This window comes from Curtobacterium guangdongense (assembly GCF_049341845.1).
Lineage (GTDB): Bacteria > Actinomycetota > Actinomycetes > Actinomycetales > Microbacteriaceae > Curtobacterium > Curtobacterium guangdongense.
In genome coordinates, this window is the sequence record NZ_JBMPIT010000012.1 from 62,491 (window position 1) to 77,784 (window position 15,294).

At 71.0% G+C, this 15,294-nt stretch carries 18 protein-coding genes; 16 read left to right on the plus strand and 2 right to left on the minus strand.

The window, feature by feature from the left end:
- Positions 1 to 5 precede the first annotated feature (5 nt).
- The 7 genes from ACO0E1_RS16985 (at position 6) to trmD (ending at position 6,287) form a co-directional block, all read left to right on the plus strand.
- On the plus strand, positions 6 to 1,163 hold the full coding sequence (locus ACO0E1_RS16985) for an acyl-CoA dehydrogenase family protein (RefSeq protein ID WP_422875246.1): 1,158 nt from the start codon (positions 6 to 8) through the stop codon (positions 1,161 to 1,163).
- Positions 1,164 to 1,250: 87 nt separating this feature from the next.
- A complete protein-coding gene (locus tag ACO0E1_RS16990) occupies positions 1,251 to 2,072 on the plus strand; it encodes an SDR family oxidoreductase (protein ID WP_422875247.1) in 822 nt (273 codons plus the stop codon).
- Between the two features lie 4 nt (positions 2,073 to 2,076).
- Positions 2,077 to 4,197 carry an oxidoreductase gene (locus ACO0E1_RS16995; protein ID WP_422875248.1) on the plus strand — a complete coding sequence of 707 codons (2,121 nt, stop codon included), beginning with the start codon at positions 2,077 to 2,079 and terminating at the stop codon, positions 4,195 to 4,197.
- 169 nt (positions 4,198 to 4,366) lie between these two features.
- A complete protein-coding gene (gene rpsP, locus ACO0E1_RS17000) occupies positions 4,367 to 4,780 on the plus strand; it encodes a 30S ribosomal protein S16 (protein ID WP_281264870.1) in 414 nt (137 codons plus the stop codon).
- A gap of 4 nt (positions 4,781 to 4,784) precedes the next feature.
- A complete protein-coding gene (locus ACO0E1_RS17005) occupies positions 4,785 to 5,021 on the plus strand; it encodes an RNA-binding protein (RefSeq protein ID WP_022905822.1) in 237 nt (78 codons plus the stop codon).
- Entirely contained in the window at positions 4,978 to 5,583 is a 606-nt protein-coding gene (gene rimM / locus ACO0E1_RS17010; RefSeq protein WP_402730161.1) for a ribosome maturation factor RimM, read from the plus strand. Before ACO0E1_RS17005 ends, rimM begins: the two co-directional genes overlap by 44 nt.
- Before the next feature lie 5 nt (positions 5,584 to 5,588).
- Positions 5,589 to 6,287, plus strand: coding sequence for a tRNA (guanosine(37)-N1)-methyltransferase TrmD (trmD, locus tag ACO0E1_RS17015; protein ID WP_422875249.1), 699 nt, complete (start codon positions 5,589 to 5,591; stop codon positions 6,285 to 6,287).
- Positions 6,288 to 6,446: 159 nt separating this feature from the next.
- Here trmD and map read toward each other — a convergent pair whose 3' ends face one another.
- Positions 6,447 to 7,229, minus strand: coding sequence for a type I methionyl aminopeptidase (gene map / locus ACO0E1_RS17020; protein ID WP_422875250.1), 783 nt, complete (start codon positions 7,227 to 7,229; stop codon positions 6,447 to 6,449).
- Positions 7,230 to 7,396: 167 nt separating this feature from the next.
- On the opposite strand from map, the gene rplS reads away from it, so the two are divergent.
- From rplS to ACO0E1_RS17065, 9 genes are all read left to right on the plus strand, one after another.
- Positions 7,397 to 7,753: a 50S ribosomal protein L19 gene (gene rplS / locus ACO0E1_RS17025; RefSeq protein WP_144765525.1), complete on the plus strand. Its 357-nt coding sequence runs from the start codon at positions 7,397 to 7,399 to the stop codon at positions 7,751 to 7,753.
- Positions 7,754 to 7,861: 108 nt separating this feature from the next.
- Positions 7,862 to 8,608, plus strand: coding sequence for a signal peptidase I (gene lepB, locus ACO0E1_RS17030; RefSeq protein WP_422875251.1), 747 nt, complete (start codon positions 7,862 to 7,864; stop codon positions 8,606 to 8,608).
- The gene (locus tag ACO0E1_RS17035; protein WP_422875252.1) at positions 8,605 to 9,309 is read left to right on the plus strand and encodes a ribonuclease HII; all 705 of its coding nucleotides are present in this window, start codon (positions 8,605 to 8,607) and stop codon (positions 9,307 to 9,309) included. Before lepB ends, ACO0E1_RS17035 begins: the two co-directional genes overlap by 4 nt.
- Before the next feature lie 54 nt (positions 9,310 to 9,363).
- Positions 9,364 to 9,687, plus strand: coding sequence for a DUF2469 family protein (locus ACO0E1_RS17040; protein ID WP_070419101.1), 324 nt, complete (start codon positions 9,364 to 9,366; stop codon positions 9,685 to 9,687).
- A gap of 108 nt (positions 9,688 to 9,795) precedes the next feature.
- The gene (locus ACO0E1_RS17045; RefSeq protein ID WP_413601687.1) at positions 9,796 to 10,146 is read left to right on the plus strand and encodes a histone-like nucleoid-structuring protein Lsr2; all 351 of its coding nucleotides are present in this window, start codon (positions 9,796 to 9,798) and stop codon (positions 10,144 to 10,146) included.
- Positions 10,147 to 10,284: 138 nt separating this feature from the next.
- Positions 10,285 to 10,638, plus strand: a complete 354-nt coding sequence (locus ACO0E1_RS17050) for a YraN family protein (protein WP_422875253.1) — start codon at positions 10,285 to 10,287, stop codon at positions 10,636 to 10,638.
- The gene (locus tag ACO0E1_RS17055; protein ID WP_422875254.1) at positions 10,635 to 12,167 is read left to right on the plus strand and encodes a YifB family Mg chelatase-like AAA ATPase; all 1,533 of its coding nucleotides are present in this window, start codon (positions 10,635 to 10,637) and stop codon (positions 12,165 to 12,167) included. Before ACO0E1_RS17050 ends, ACO0E1_RS17055 begins: the two co-directional genes overlap by 4 nt.
- A complete protein-coding gene (gene dprA / locus ACO0E1_RS17060; protein WP_422875255.1) occupies positions 12,164 to 13,387 on the plus strand; it encodes a DNA-processing protein DprA in 1,224 nt (407 codons plus the stop codon). Before ACO0E1_RS17055 ends, dprA begins: the two co-directional genes overlap by 4 nt.
- Before the next feature lie 51 nt (positions 13,388 to 13,438).
- Entirely contained in the window at positions 13,439 to 14,392 is a 954-nt protein-coding gene (locus ACO0E1_RS17065; protein ID WP_422875256.1) for a tyrosine recombinase XerC, read from the plus strand.
- A gap of 147 nt (positions 14,393 to 14,539) precedes the next feature.
- Here ACO0E1_RS17065 and ACO0E1_RS17070 read toward each other — a convergent pair whose 3' ends face one another.
- Positions 14,540 to 15,100, minus strand: coding sequence for a murein hydrolase activator EnvC family protein (locus ACO0E1_RS17070; protein ID WP_422875257.1), 561 nt, complete (start codon positions 15,098 to 15,100; stop codon positions 14,540 to 14,542).
- Positions 15,101 to 15,294 lie beyond the last annotated feature (194 nt).

Consider the following 15,294-nt stretch of genomic DNA (forward strand, 5'->3'; position numbering starts at 1 on the left):
CCGAGATGACCACGTTCAACGAGGCCGAGTTCCAGCAGCTCAAGGCCGAGGTCACCGAGTGGGTCCGCGGCCGCGGCGAGGACTGGGCGAACGAGATCGAGCGCACCGGCCAGGTGAGCCCTGAGCTCTTCCAGGAGCTCAAGGACAAGGGCTGGCTGTCCCTCGCGGCGCCGACCGAGCTCGGCGGGCGGGCCATCCCGTTTGCCCGCTACCTCGAGATCATGGAGATCGTGTCGCGTTCGCACGCGTCGATCCGCATGCTCGTGCACGTCATCAACGGCACCTGGCGGGCGATGCAGCCGTACGCGACCCCGGAGCAGATCGAGCAGGTCGTCAAGCCGTCCGTCGCCGGTGACAAGCTCGTCGCGTTCACGCTGACCGAGGCCACCGCCGGTACCGGCGCCGACATCCGCACCACCGTCCGTCGCGAGGGCGACACCTACGTGATGAACGGCGAGAAGCACCTCATCACGTTCGGCGTGAAGTGCGACTACTGGCTCATCGCGGCGCGCCTCGAGGGCACCACGGGTCAGGACGGCACCGTCGCGTTCCTCATGCCGAACACCGGGCTCCCGGGCGCCGAGGTGATCGACGACTCGGACACCATGGGCATCCGCGGCACGGACCACGCGATCCTCCGCTTCACCGACACCCCGATCCCCGCGAGCGCGCTGCTCGGCGAAGAGGGCCAGGGGCTGGAGGTGGCACTCGGTGGCTTCCTGCTGCCGAGCCGCGTGTCGGTCGCGATGAGCGCCGTGGGCCTCGCCGAGCGTGCGAACGAGCTCGCCGTCGAGTACGCCAACGAGCGCGAGACCTTCGGCAAGAAGCTCTCCACCCGCCAGGCGATCCAGTTCTACATCGCCGAGAACTACGCCGACATCGCCGCGGCACGGGCCCTCGTGCTCGAGGCAGCCCGCGCGTACGAGGAAGGCCGTCCCGACGCCGGCACGCTCTCCAGCGCATCGAAGATGATCGCGGTCGACATGCTCGCCCGCGTCACCGACAAGGCGCTCCAGGTGCACGGCGGCCAGGGCTACTGGAAGCGCAACGCCATCGAGCGCGTCTACCGTGACGCCCGTGCGCAGCGGTTCGAAGAGGGCACCAACGAGATCCAGAAGCTGGTCGTCGGCCGCGCCGTCGTGACCGGCCAGGCCGGGTTCTAGCCGCACCACGCAACCGACGGGAGGCTCGTGGCGGCCCCGCCACGAGCCTCCCGTCCGTATCCTGCTCACGCAACGCAAAGGACTGAAGTGACCGACAGCACCGCACCCATCGCGCTCATCACCGGAGCCTCCCGCGGCATCGGCCGGCTGCTCGCGCAGAAGCTCGGCCAGCGCGGCGCGACCGTCGTCGTGACGTACAAGGGCAACGCCGACCTGGCCGAGGAATCGCTCGCCGACGTCAAGGCGGCCGGCGGCGACGGCATCACCGCGCAGGTCGACATCGAGCAGCCCGAGTCGATCGACGCCCTGTTCGACCTGGTGCGCGACACGTACGGACGGCTCGACTACTTCGTCGCGAACGCCGCGGCCAGCGCCTTCAAGCCGGTCGCCGACCTGAAGCTCCACCACCTGGACCGCAGCTACGCGACGAACGCCCGCTCGTTCGTCCTCGGTGCCCAGCGCGCCGCGCAGCTCATGGACAAGGGCGGCCGCATCGTCGTCGTCACCTCGTACGGCTCGCTCCGTGCGTTCCCGACCTACGCCGCGCTCGGTGCCGCGAAGGCGATGAGCGAGTCCTACATGAAGTACATGGCGGTCGAGTTCGGCCCGCGCCAGATCACCGTGAACGCGGTCAACGGCGGCCTCATCGACACCGACTCGCTCGAGTACTTCTACACGAAGGTCCCCGGCCAGGCGCCGATCGAGACCGTCTACGAGAAGCTCCCGCTGCAGCGGCCGGGCACCGCGGACGACATGGCCGACGCGGTGGACTTCCTGCTGTCCGACAAGGCGTCGTACATCACGGGCCAGGTGCTGTCCGTCGACGGCGGGCTCACCGTCATCGCGCCGCCGTACTGGGCCGATACGACCTCGCCGCTGCGGGACGCCGTGCTGCCTCCGGCAGAGTAGCGCCATGAGCACCGTCGCCATGCCCGATCTCGCCGTCGTCGCGTCCCCGTGGACGCTCGGCCCGCTGCACCTGCCCAACCGGGTGGTCATGGGGTCGATGCACACCGGACTCGAGGTGCACGACGACGGCGGTGCCGGGATGGCGGCGTTCTACCGTGAGCGTGCGGCCGGGGGAGCCGCGTGCATCATCACCGGCGGCATCGCGGTCAACGACGAGGCCCGGGGTGGCCCGGACTTCGCGGTGTTCGGCGTCGACGGTGCCGACGAGCGGTTCCGCGTGGCGGTCGACGCCGTGCACGATGCGGGCGGCACGATCCTCGCGCAGCTCTTCCACGCCGGGCGGTACGCGCTCGTCGGCGGGATGACCGACCGGAACGGCGAGCCGCAGCGGGCGATCGCCCCGTCGGCGCTGCCCTGGGCCGCAGCACGTGGGGTCGTTCCCGAGGCGATGACGGCGGCGGACATCGAGCGGACGATCGCCGACTTCGCCGCGGCCGCCCGATCTGCCAAGGACATCGGCTTCGACGGCGTCGAGATCATGGCGTCCGAGGGCTACCTCATCAACCAGTTCCACTCGCCGCTCACGAACCTGCGGGACGACGAGTGGGGCGGTTCGGCAGCGGCACGCCGGCGCTTCCCGGTCGCGGTCGTGCAGGCAGTGCGTGCAGCGGTGCCGGACATCGCGGTGACGATCCGGTTGTCCGGCGCCGACCTGATGCCCGGGTCCTCGACCGACGACGAGGTCGACGCCCTGGTGCACGACCTGCTGCCGCTCGGGCTCGACGGGATCTCCGTCGGCATCGGTTGGCACGAGTCCCGGACCCCGACCGTGCAGGCCGCGGTGCCGCACGGCGCTTGGCTGACCCACGCGTCCCGGATCGCCGGCGTCGTCCGCGCGTCGGCGTACCCGGACGTCCGGGTCATCGCCTCGAACCGGATGACGGACCTCCGCGACGGCGAGACCGTGCTGGCGTCCGGGCTGATCGACGCCGTCGCCCTCGCCCGCCCGTTCCTCGCGGACCCGCAGCTCGTGTCGCGCTCCCTCGCCGGGCGCTTCGAGCTCGTGAACACCTGCATCGGCTGCAACCAGGCGTGCCTCGATCGTTCGATCGTCGGGCAGCCGGTCTCGTGCCTGGTGAACCCCCGCGCCGCGCGCGAGGTCGCGTTCCCCGCACGTCCGACGACCGACCCCAAGCGCGTGGACGTCGTCGGCGGCGGGCCAGCCGGGCTCGCCGCAGCCGTGGACGCAGCCCGCCGGGGCCACCACGTCACGCTCTGGGAGGCATCGTCGGAACTGGGCGGACAGTTCGGTCTCGCCGCGCTGATCCCCGGGAAGGAGGACTACGCCGCGACCGTCCGCGCCGCCCGGGCCGAGCTCGACGACCGTGGTGCGACCGTGCACCTCGGCCGTGCCGCAACCGCTGCCGACCTGGTGGACAGCGACGCCGTGGTGCTCGCGCCCGGTGTGGTCCCGCGCGTCGTCGACATCCCGGGGGCGGACCTGCCGCACGTCCTGACGTACGAACGAGCCCTGCGCGACGGCGTCCCCGCGGGCACCGTCGCGATCATCGGCGGCGGGGGCATCGGCGTCGACACGGCGGCGTTCCTCACCGAGTCACCGTCCGAGGCGGTCCGTGCGACGTCCTTCGCCGAGCGGTGGGACGTCCCGGTCGCACAGGACGTCCTGGGAGATCTGCCGCAGCGCCAGCCGGTCGCGTCGCGCACGCTGCGACCGGGCAATCAGGTCACCGTGCTCCGCCGGTCGGGCAAGTTCGGCCAGGGCGTCGGCCTGACGTCCCGCTGGGTCGCGCTCGGTCGGCTGCGCGACGCCGGCGTCCGGATGGTCGGCGGCGTCCAGGAGTACCTGCGCATCGAGCCCGGTGCGCTCTGGATCCGTGACGAGGACGGGGCCGAGTGGATGATCCGGGCGGACTCCGTCGTGGTCTGCGCGGGGCAGGAGACTGCGGTGCACGCGGACCGTGACGGCGCCGCCGGACTCGAGCCGGGCCTCCAGGCTGCCGGCGTGCCGTACGCGATCGTGGGCGGTGCGCGCGATGCGCGGAGCGTCGACGCGGTGCGTGCGACGTCCGAGGCGCTCGAGGCGGTCCGCGCACTCGCACCCTGACGGCGCGTCCCGACTCGCTTCTCGCCGGGAAACCTGCAAGAATGAACGGTCGAATCGTGTCCGCTCGACCCTCTATCCAGCGGTGCACGATCTCATCCGAGCTTTCACCGCGCGTGCCCCCACGCCCGCGGTTCCGGTTCAACCACAACAACACGCAACAGGAGCATTTGTGGCTGTCAAGATCCGTCTCAAGCGTCTCGGTAAGATCCGGGCGCCGTACTACCGTGTCGTCGTCGCCGACTCGCGCACCAAGCGCGACGGTCGCGTCATCGAGGAGATCGGTCAGTACCACCCGACCGAGGAGCCCTCGGTCATCAAGATCGAGTCCGAGCGTGCGCTGTACTGGCTCGGCGTCGGCGCGCAGCCGACCGAGCAGGTCGCCGCGCTGCTGAAGCTCACCGGTGACTGGGCCAAGTTCAAGGGCGAGAAGGACACCGAGTCCAAGGTCAAGGTCGCGGAGCCGAAGCAGGCATTCGTCGTCGACACCGCCAAGAAGGCCGTTCTCAAGCCGAAGTCGGAGAAGAAGGCCCCGGCCGCTCCGACCGAGTCGGCCGACGACGCCGCAGAGACGACCGAGGCGTAATTCCTTGCTCGAATCCGCGCTGACGCACCTCGTCAAGGGGATCGTCGATCACCCTGACGACGTGCGCGTCGCCAGTTCCACCTCCGCGCGGGGCGAGGTCCTCGAGGTGCGTGTGCACCCCGAGGACCTCGGCCGCGTGATCGGACGCGCCGGTCGGACCGCCAAGGCGCTCCGCACCCTCGTCACGGCTCTCGCCGATGGCAAGCGGGTGCGGGTCGACGTGGTCGACACCGATTCCTGACGAGGCGACCCAGCTCCGGGTGGGTCGCATCACCAAGGCGCACGGGCTCAAAGGCGGTCTCAAGCTCGAGCTCTACACCGACGACCCGGATCGTCGGTTCACGCGCGGAGCGGTCTTCACGCTCCAGGTCCCCGAGGACTCTCCCTGGTCGGGCAAGACCATCGCCATCGACGAGCTCCGCTGGTACAACGGCCACCCGGTGGCGTTCTTCACCGGGATCGCCGACCGCGACGCCGCCGAGACCCTCGCACGAGCCATCCTCTGGGTCGATCAGGACCCCTCCGAGGAGACCGGCGAAGAGGACGCCTGGTACGACCACCAGCTGGTCGGCCTGCGTGTCATGCGCGACGGTGTCCAGGTCGGGACGGTCGCCCGCGTCGACCACCTGCCCGCGCAGGACCTGCTGGCCGTCGACACCCCCGATCGTGGCGAGGTGCTCGTGCCGTTCGTCGGCGCGATCGTCCCCGCTGTGGACGTCGCGGGCGGCACCGTGACGGTCACGCCGCCGACGGGTCTGTTCGAGGACCCCGAGGACACGTCGCGCCCCGAGACGATCTCGTAGTCCCCGTGCGCATCGACATCGTCACGATCTTCCCGGAGTTCTTCGGGGTGCTCGACGTCTCGCTCCTCGGCAAGGCACGGCAGGGCGGACTGCTCGACCTGCACGTCCACGACCTGCGGGCGTGGACGACCGACCGGCACCGCACCGTCGACGACACCCCGTACGGCGGTGGTGCCGGGATGGTCATGAAGCCGGAGCCGTGGGCGCAGGCGCTCTCGGCGCTGTTGCGGCCGGACGGGTCGTCGACGCTCGTCGTCCCGACACCGGCCGGCACGCCGTTCACGCAGTCCATCGCCCGGTCGCTCGCAGCCGACTCGGACCACCTCGTGTTCGCCTGCGGGCGGTACGAGGGGATCGACGCCCGCGTGTTCTCGTGGGCGTCGTCGCGGTGTTCGGTGGTCGAGCTCTCCCTCGGCGACTACGTCCTGAACGGAGGCGAGGTCGCCGCCATGGCCATGATCGAGGCCGTCGGGCGACTCGTCCCCGGCGTCGTCGGCAACCCGGAGTCCCTGGTCGAGGAATCGCACGAGGACGGCCTGCTCGAGTACCCCTCGTACACCAAGCCCGCGTCGTGGCGCGACCTGGACGTGCCCGAGGTCCTGCTCAGCGGGCACCACGGGCGGATCGCCGAGTGGCGCCACGAGCAGCAGGTGGAGCGGACGCGGCGCGTCCGGCCGGACCTGCTGCCCCCGTCTGCTGAGTAGGCCGAATCGCGCGTAGGTGGTCGATTCGCGCGTAGGTGGTCGATTTTTTCGACCACCTACGCGCGATTCGGCTTTCCAGGGCGGGCGCGATGGGGCAGAACGCGCACCGGACGGGAGGCTCGTGGCCAGGCCGCCACGAGCCTCCCGTCGGTCAGGTGGTCACGCTGCGCGCTGGGCGCGACGCAGGGTCAGGATCTCCGGTCCGGCCGCGGTGACCGCGACGGTGTGCTCGACGTGCGCAGCACGCGAGCCGTCGACGCTCTTGAGCGTCCAGCCGTCGTCGTCCTGGTAGAGCTCGTCGGTGCCCTGCATGAGCCAGGGCTCGATCGCGACGACGAGGCCCGGTCGGAGCTTCAGTCCGCGTCCGGGGCGGCCGTCGTTCGGGACGTGCGGGTCTCCGTGCATCGTCCGACCGACCCCGTGGCCGCCGAACTGGAGGTTCACGTCGTAGCCGCCCTCGTGTGCGACGGCGCCGATGGCGTGCGACACGTCGCCGAGCTTGTTGCCGGGCGCCGCCTGCGCGATGCCGGCGACGAGTGCCCGCTCCACGGTGTCGATCAGCCGCTGGTCCTCGGGGTCCTGCGTGCCGACCTGGACCGTCACGGCGGAGTCCGCGACCCACCCGTCGACGCTCGCGGCGAAGTCCATGCTCACGAGGTCGCCGTCCTGCAGCGTGTAGTCGTGGGGGAGCCCGTGCAGCGCGGCGTCGTTGACCGAGGTGCACAGGTTCTTGCCGAACGGGGACTTGCCGAACGACGGGTGGTAGTCGACGTAGCAGCTGACGGCACCGCGCTCCGCGATCATCCGTGCGGCCACCCGGTCCAGGTCGAGCAGGTTCACTCCGACGTCCACGGTGGTGAGGAGCTCGTCGAGCACGTCGGCGACGAAACGGCCGGCGACCCGGAGCCCGTCGAGTTCGGCGGGGGTGCGGAGTTCGATCATGCGTCCATCCTGCCGCGTTTCGTGTCTCGGCTCTTCTGTGGCAGAATCGATAGCCGTGCCCTGGCTGGACTCTGCCACGGGGGAGTCGCCGACACCGGGCACGCATCACTTCTTTTCCGAAACCGATCCGCGGCGACCCGTGTGCGTCCGCAGAGAGTGACCCAATCATGAGCCAGCTCCTCGACTCCGTCGACGCAGCGTCGCTGCGTACCGACGTCCCGGACTTCCGCCCGGGCGACACCGTCAAGGTCCACGTCAACATCATCGAAGGCACGCGCTCGCGTATCCAGGTCTTCCAGGGTGTCGTCATCGGCCGTCAGGGCCACGGCCTCGGCGAGACCTTCAAGGTCCGCAAGGTCAGCTTCCAGGTCGGCGTCGAGCGCTGGTTCCCGGTGCACTCGCCGATCATCGACCACATCGAGGTCGTCACCCGCGGTGACGTCCGTCGCGCGAAGCTGTACTACCTCCGCGAACTCCGCGGCAAGGCGGCCCGTCGCAAGATCAAGGAGAAGCGCGACAACTGATCGCCTTCACAGCGACGGTCCGCTCGCGGATCGCCGTTCCGGGCCCCTCGTCGATGTACGGTTGTGCATCGACGGGGGGCTTTCCCGTTTCATGACTTCGAGGGTGGAATGACCGACACGACCGAGACCGAGGGGCGTCGGCCGCGTTCCACGAAACAGCGCAACGGCGTCCTGACGTTCCTCCGCGACCTGCTCATCATCTTCGTCGCAGCGCTCCTCGTCTCGTTCCTCGTGAAGACGTTCCTGATCCGCTCGTTCTACATCCCGTCGGCGTCGATGGAGAACACGCTGCAGATCAACGACCGGGTGATCGTGAACGAACTCGTTCCGAACACGGTCTCCCTGAAGCGGGGTGACGTCGTCGTCTTCAAGGACCCGGGCGGATGGCTGACCGGCGCCGAGGTGCCGAACGTCACGCCGGAGTCGCAGCCGGCGAAGGCGATCGACTGGCTCCTCACGCAGGTCGGTCTCGGCACCGGCGACAGTGACGACCACCTCATCAAGCGCGTGATCGGCCTGCCGGGTGACAAGGTCGCCTGCTGCAACGACCTCGGACAGATGACGGTCAACGGCGTCCCGGTCAAGGAGCCGTACCTCAAGCTGCCGGCAGGCGAGACCCGTGCGTCCGGGACCGACTTCTCGGTCACCGTGCCCAAGGGCACCATCTGGGTGATGGGCGACAACCGCTACGACTCGAAGGACTCCCGGTACAACGGGGACACGCCGTCGAAGGGCTTCGTGCCGTTGTCCGACGTCACGGGGCGCGCGTTCGTGATCTCGTGGCCGACGAGCCGCTGGACGTGGCTCGACGACTACCCGGACGTCTTCGCGGGTGTGGAGGAGAAGGACCGGTGACCGCTGTACGGCCGTCGTTGCGCGTCGAGAAGGCGTTCTTCGCTGCCGGCCGGGTCACGGTCATCGGCGTCGACGAGGTCGGGCGCGGCGCGATCGCGGGCCCCGTCGCCGTCGGAGCCGCTGCGGTGACGATCGACGTCCGCCGCGTGCCCCAGGGCCTCGCGGACTCGAAGGCCGTGTCCGCCGCCCGCCGCACCGAGCTCGTGCCGGTCGTCACCCGGTGGGCGCGGACCGCCGTCGGGATGGCCTCGGCGTCCTACGTGGACGAGCAGGGCATCGTGCCGGCGCTGGGGCTCGCGGGTGCACGGGCGCTCTCGTCGCTCGCCGACTCGGGAGTGTCGTTCGACGGCGCCGTCGTGCTGCTCGACGGGTCGTTCGACTGGCTGTCCCGGGCGCTTCCCGCAGGGTCGTCGCCGCTCGACGTCACCGTGCGCGTCAAGGCCGACCGTGACTGTGCCTCGGTCGCGGCGGCGTCGATCGTGGCGAAGGTGGAGCGGGACGCGCTGATGGTGGCGGCGCACGATGATGCCCCGCACTACGCGTGGGCATCGAACAAGGGGTACGGGTCCACGGCGCACTACGAGGCGATCCGGTCGGTCGGAGCGCATCCGCTGCACCGCAAGAGTTGGCTGCACGCGGCGTCGAGCGTCGCGCTGGACGGGTTCGAGTCGCTGGAGTCCGTCGACGGGCTCGTCCGCTGAGTGCTCCGGCGCTGGTGTCCCCGGAGGGGTCGTCGGCCGTAGACTGTGGGCGCAATGGATGACGACGAATTCGACGACTACGACCGAGAGGTCGAGCTCGCCCTCTACCGTGAGTACCGCGACGTCGTGTCGCAGTTCCGATACGTGGTCGAGACCGAGCGCCGTTTCTACCTGGCGAACGAGGTGGAACTCGCGCGGCGCGACACCGAGCACGATTTCTACTTCGAACTGACGATGAACGACGTCTGGGTCTGGGACGTCTACCGGTCCGATCGTTTCGTGAAGTCCGTGCGGGTGCTGACGTTCAAGGACGTCAATGTCGAGGAACTCACCTCGCGTGAACTCGAACTGCCGAAGGAACTCGCACTCGACGAGTGATCGTCAAATCGACGGAATTGCTGGGAAACGCGCCGTCCTTTTCACGGGTGGGCAGAATTCGCGCTACTCTGGCGGGGATTTCCTTTCCCCACGCGCCAGGAGGCCACAATGGCACAGAAGGTCACCGTCCAGCTCGTCGACGATCTCGACGACTCGCCGATCACCCCGGGTGACGGACGCACCGTTGAATTCGCATTCGACGGGTCCACGTACGAGATCGACCTGTCGAACGACAACGTCGACAAGTTCCGCGAAGCGATCTCCGACTACGTCGCCGCCGCGCGCAAGGTGAGCGGCCGCCGGACCGGCGGTGCCGGTGCCCCGAAGTCGGCGCCGAAGCGCGGCAATTCCGAAGAACTCGCGAAGGTCCGTGAATGGGCCAAGGAGAACGGGTACGAGGTCTCCTCGCGCGGTCGTATCTCGACCCAGGTGCAGGAAGCGTACGCAGCGGCGCACTAGTCCCTGTCCACGAAGCCCGGTCGACCATCGCGGTCGAGCGGGCTTCGTCGTTCCTCCACAGGTCGATTGCTGTGGCATTCTCTGCACAGAGTTCCGATTCGTGGTCGGACGGTCGCATGCGGTGGCGACGCTTGCCCCATGACATCAGGGACATTGGGAGCGCGTGGTGAATCCATCGCCGCGGATTGGCTGGAACAGCGGGGCTACGTCGTCGTGGACCGCAATTGGCGCTGTGCCCGTGGCGAACTCGACATCGTCGCGCGGAAGGGCACCGACCTGGTCTTCGTCGAGGTGAAGACCCGCGCGACCGCTTCGACCGGTCACCCGCTCGAAGCCCTCACCGCCCAGAAGCTCGCACGGCTCCGACTGCTCGTGCCGCTCTGGTTCTCGGCGCACCCGACCGAGCACGCGCACCGCATCCGGCTCGACGCGATCGCGGTGCACGTGATGGGGGACCGTGCGGTCGTCGAGCACGTTGAGGCGATCGCGTGACCGACATCGGCCGGTCCGCAGCGGTCGCGTTGCTCGGGGTCAGCGGGCGGCTGGTGGAGGTCGAAGCCCACCTGACCAGTCAGCTCCCCGGGTTCAGCATCATCGGGCTCCCGGACACGTCGCTCGGCGAGGCACGCGAACGCGTCCGGTCGGCGGCGGCGAACGCCGGGTGTCCGCTGCCGGCACGACGCATCACGGTCAACCTGACTCCGGCGGCGATCCCGAAGCGCGGCTCCGGGTTCGACCTCGCGATCGCGATGGCGGTCCTCGCCGCCACCGGCACGGCGCCGGGTGTGTCACACCGCGTGGTCTACATCGGGGAGCTCGGCCTCGACGGGCGGGTCCGTCCGGTCCCCGGCGTGATCCCGATGACCGTCGCGGCGCGAGACGCCGGTGCGGATCGGGTCGTGGTGCCCGTCGGCAACCTCGCCGAGGCACGAGCGGTCCCCGACGTCGCGGTGACGGGCGTCGACTCGCTCCGTGGCGCCGCGATCGACGCCGGCGCGCTGCTGCCCCCGGTCGAGGTCGAGCCGGTGATGACGGACACGACACCCGCACTGCCACCTCCGGCCGCCGAACTCGCTGACGTCGTGGGCAACGAGGTCGGGGTCCGTGCGATGCTCGTCGCCGCCGCCGGTGGCCACCACGTCCTGTTGCTCGGTCCACCCGGCGCGGGGAAGACGATGCTCGCCGAGCGGTTGCCGGGGCTCTTGCCCGACCTCGATCCGCCGGCCGCGCTGGAGGTCGCTTCCGTCCGCTCGATCGCGGGCCTCGGCGCCCGCTCCTGGACGACGCGTCCTCCGTGGGAGGCGCCGCACCACTCGGCCTCGGCGATCGCGCTGATCGGCGGCGGCTCGGGGACGATCCGTCCCGGAGCGGTCTCCCGGGCGACCAGGGGTGTGCTCTTCCTCGACGAGGCGCCGGAGTTCCCGCGGGCGGTACTCGACGCCCTGCGGCAACCGTTGGAGTCCGGGAAGATCACGGTGCACCGGGCAGCTGGAGCGGCGGAGTTCCCCGCCAGGTGCCAGGTCGTCCTCGCGGCGAACCCGTGTCCGTGCGGGAACGCCGGCACCCGGGCGGACCTCGGCGGGCCGCCGTGCGACTGCTCCCCGATGACGGTCCGTCGGTACCTCGGACGGATGTCCGGGCCGCTGCTCGACCGGATCGACATCCGGGTGCACGTCCACCGGATGACCACGGCCGAGATGCGGAGGACCGACGGCACGACGCCGACCAGCGAGGAGGCCCGGGCGGTCGTGTCCGCGGCCCGGACGCGGATGGAAAACCGGCTCGCGGGCACCGGGTGGTCCAGGAACGCCGAGGTCCCCGGCTCCTGGTTGCGCGGCGACGGTCGGCCCGAGCCGGGTTCCACCACGGTGCTCGACCGGGCGCTCGACCTGGGGACGCTGACGATGCGCGGTTGGGACCGGGTGATGCGCCTGGCCTGGACGATCGCCGACCTCGACGGCGTCGACCGGCCGGCGCGGGGACAGGTCGACGCAGCGGCGGCACTCCGGAGCGCGCTGTGACGGGCACGTCCGCGCTCGGTGGTGTGGACCTCAGCGGCGTCCGGCCGGTGGCGTCGGTGACGGAGGACGCCGAGGTGGTCGCGCGGGTCGCGTGGAGTGCCCTGGCAGAACCCGGCGACTCCGGTGCCGGTGCCCTCGTGGCGGTGCTCGGTGCAGCGCGTGCGCTGGAACTCGTGTTCGCGGAGGCGTCCGGCCGCGGCGGTGCGGTGGTCCGTGCGTGCGCCGGCGCCGTCGCTGCCGACGAACTCCTCGGCCTGCAGGCGACGGTCGACGCCGGACTGCGGCGGTGGGGGCCGCGACTCGACCGCACCGATGTCGCTTGCGCGGTGGAGCGTGCCGAGGCGGTGGGCGCGACGCTGCTGGTGCCCGGTGATCCGGCCTGGCCCGAGCGCGCCGCGGACCTCGGCGACCATGCGCCACTCGTGCTCTGGTGTCGCGGTCGGGCGGCCTCCGTCGTCGATCGGCCGACGCTCGCCGTCGTCGGCGCCAGGGCGAACACCCTCGCCGGTGCAGAGGCCACTGCCGAGATCACGTCGTCGGCGGCCGATGGCGGGTGCGCCATCGTCAGTGGGGGCGCGTACGGGATCGATGCGGTCGCACACCGCGTGGCGATCGCTGCCGGAGCCCCCACCGTGGCGGTGCTCGCCGGTGGGATCGACCAGCTCTACCCCGTCGGGCACGTCGAACTGCTCCGGAACGTCAGTCGTCAGGGGATGCTCCTGGCCGAGTCGCCCCCTGGTACGCGTCCCACCCGCTGGCGTTTCCTCGCCCGCAACCGGATGATCGCCGCCCTGAGCGACGCAGTCGTGGTCGTCGAGGCCGGGGCACGGTCCGGTGCGCTCAACACGGCGAACCACGCCGCACAGCTCGGACGCCCCGTGTTCGCCGTCCCGGGGGCGTTCTCGTCGCCAGCGTCGGTGGGGTGCCACCGCCTCGTCGCAGATCGTCGCGCAGAGCTCGCCGTCATGCCCTCCGACCCGGCACGCGCCGCACTCGGGTTCCACGCCGGGACGGACCCGCAAGAGCCTGTTCCGTTGCGTTCGCCCGTCGAGGACCCCGACGTCGTCCGGGTGCTCGACGCGCTCGGGCGACGGCCGATCGGTGACCTCGAGGCGGCTCGTCGATCGGGCCTGTCGGTGGCCGCGGCGTCCGATGCGCTCGCGCTCGCCGAGCTCCAGGGACTCGTGCGCCGCGGGCGTGAGGGCTGGACCGTCGCATGACGCGCCGACGCCAGCCCGCCGCCGCCTCCGGACGCGCCTACGCTGGTCGCCATGGACGGCGACCGCGGGACCCTGGGTGGTGCGGTCACGTCCTTCCTGCGGGAGGCGCGAGACGTCCGCGGGCTCAGCGAACAGACCGTCCGGGCGTACCGGGGCGACCTCGAGGACCTCCTCCGCTTCGCCGATGCTCGGGGGATCGACTCCGTCGGCGCGGTGACCCTCGACGTGCTCCGCGACTGGCTGTGGGACGCGAACGAGCGGGGGCTCGCGCGGTCGAGCATCGCGCGACGCTCGTCGTCGGTTCGAGCGTTCACCCGCTGGGCGACCGAGGGCGGCGTGCTGGAGGTGGACCCCGGTGTGCGACTCCGTGCGCCGAAGGGCGCCGCGCATCTCCCACGGGTCGTGACCGAGGACCAGGTCCGAGGGCTCCTCGACGGGCTGGCCGACCGGGCAGCGGGGGACGATCCCGGAGCGCTGCGTGACGTGGCGCTCGTCGAGCTGTTGTACGCGGCGGCGATCCGTGTCAGCGAGCTCGTGGGGATCGACCTCGTCGACGTCGATCGAGCGCGGTTGACCGTCCGGGTGCTCGGCAAGGGCGGCAAGGAGCGTGTGGTGCCGTTCGGGGTCCCCGCCAGGGACGCGCTCGAGGCCTGGCTCGAACGGGGGCGTCCGGTGCTCCTGGCCGCTGCGGCCTCGACTCAGGCCACGGGTTCCGGGACGCCGGCTCACGACGCGCTCTTCCTCGGGGACCGCGGTGGACGGCTCGGCGTCCGGAGCGCCTACCGCATCGTCGCGCGGCTGTTGCAGGGGTTCCCCGGGGAGGGACCGAGCGGGCCGCACACCTTCCGGCACACAGCGGCGACGCACCTGCTCGACGGGGGAGCCGACCTCCGTGCCGTGCAGGAGATGCTCGGCCACGCGAGTCTCGGCACGACGCAGATCTACACGCACGTCTCCTCGGCGCGACTCCGCGAGGTCTACCGCACGGCGCACCCGCGCGCCTGACGCGACCGTCCGGCCGCCGGGCGAGCCGCCGTCCGTCCCGCCGGGGGTCACCCTGTCCGGTGCTGTTCTCGTCCGTGTTGCACCCCGGTGCGGACGTCGCGCCCCGTCACGACCGGGCGCGATGATCACGGCGGGGTGCGAACGCGGTCATCCCGGCCACGCCGACTCGGGGAGCAGCACGGGCCACTCCGGTGCGGGCAGGTACGGCGTCGGGTCGACGTACCGATCGTCGACGCGGGCGCCGAGGTGCACGCACGGTGAACCCGCTGGACAGTGCCCGACCGCGACGTGTCCGACGACCGATCCCTGCCGCACGGAATCGCCGGCCATGACGACCGGGGCGACCGAGTCCAGCGTGCTCACGAGCCCCGCGCCGTGGTCGATCGTCACCACCGGCCGCCCGGCGACCGACCCGGCGAAGGCGACGATGCCGTCATCGACCGCGACCGCCGCTGTGCCGATGGCCGCCGGCACGTCGATGCCGCGGTGTCCCGCGGCGTAGTCGTCGGCGGGGGCTTCCCACCCGCGCTCGACCACCCGCACCCCGGTGGGCCACACCCAGGGCGCCGCGGCGTCCCCGACGATGATCGTCGTCGCCGCGTGGGCCGCTGCCGGCGGGTCGGGGGACCGGGCGCTCCCGACGTCGCACCCGCCCAGCGCGACGAGCGCTCCGGCGACGAGAGCGGGTGCCAAGGTGGGGCGGATCACGTGACCAGCCTGGAGCGGGGGAGGCGAGCGCAGGTCCGCCGGCGCCGATCTGTGGAAGGTGAGTCGCGCCTCCAGGCTGTGGAGGGTCCGTGCAAGCGCAATCAGCGACAAGATCGGTGGGTGGATTCAGGTGGTGGTTGCAACACCTGTTTCTGTTGGTCGTGAGAGTAGTTGCTTGAGTGCTTCGGCGGGAG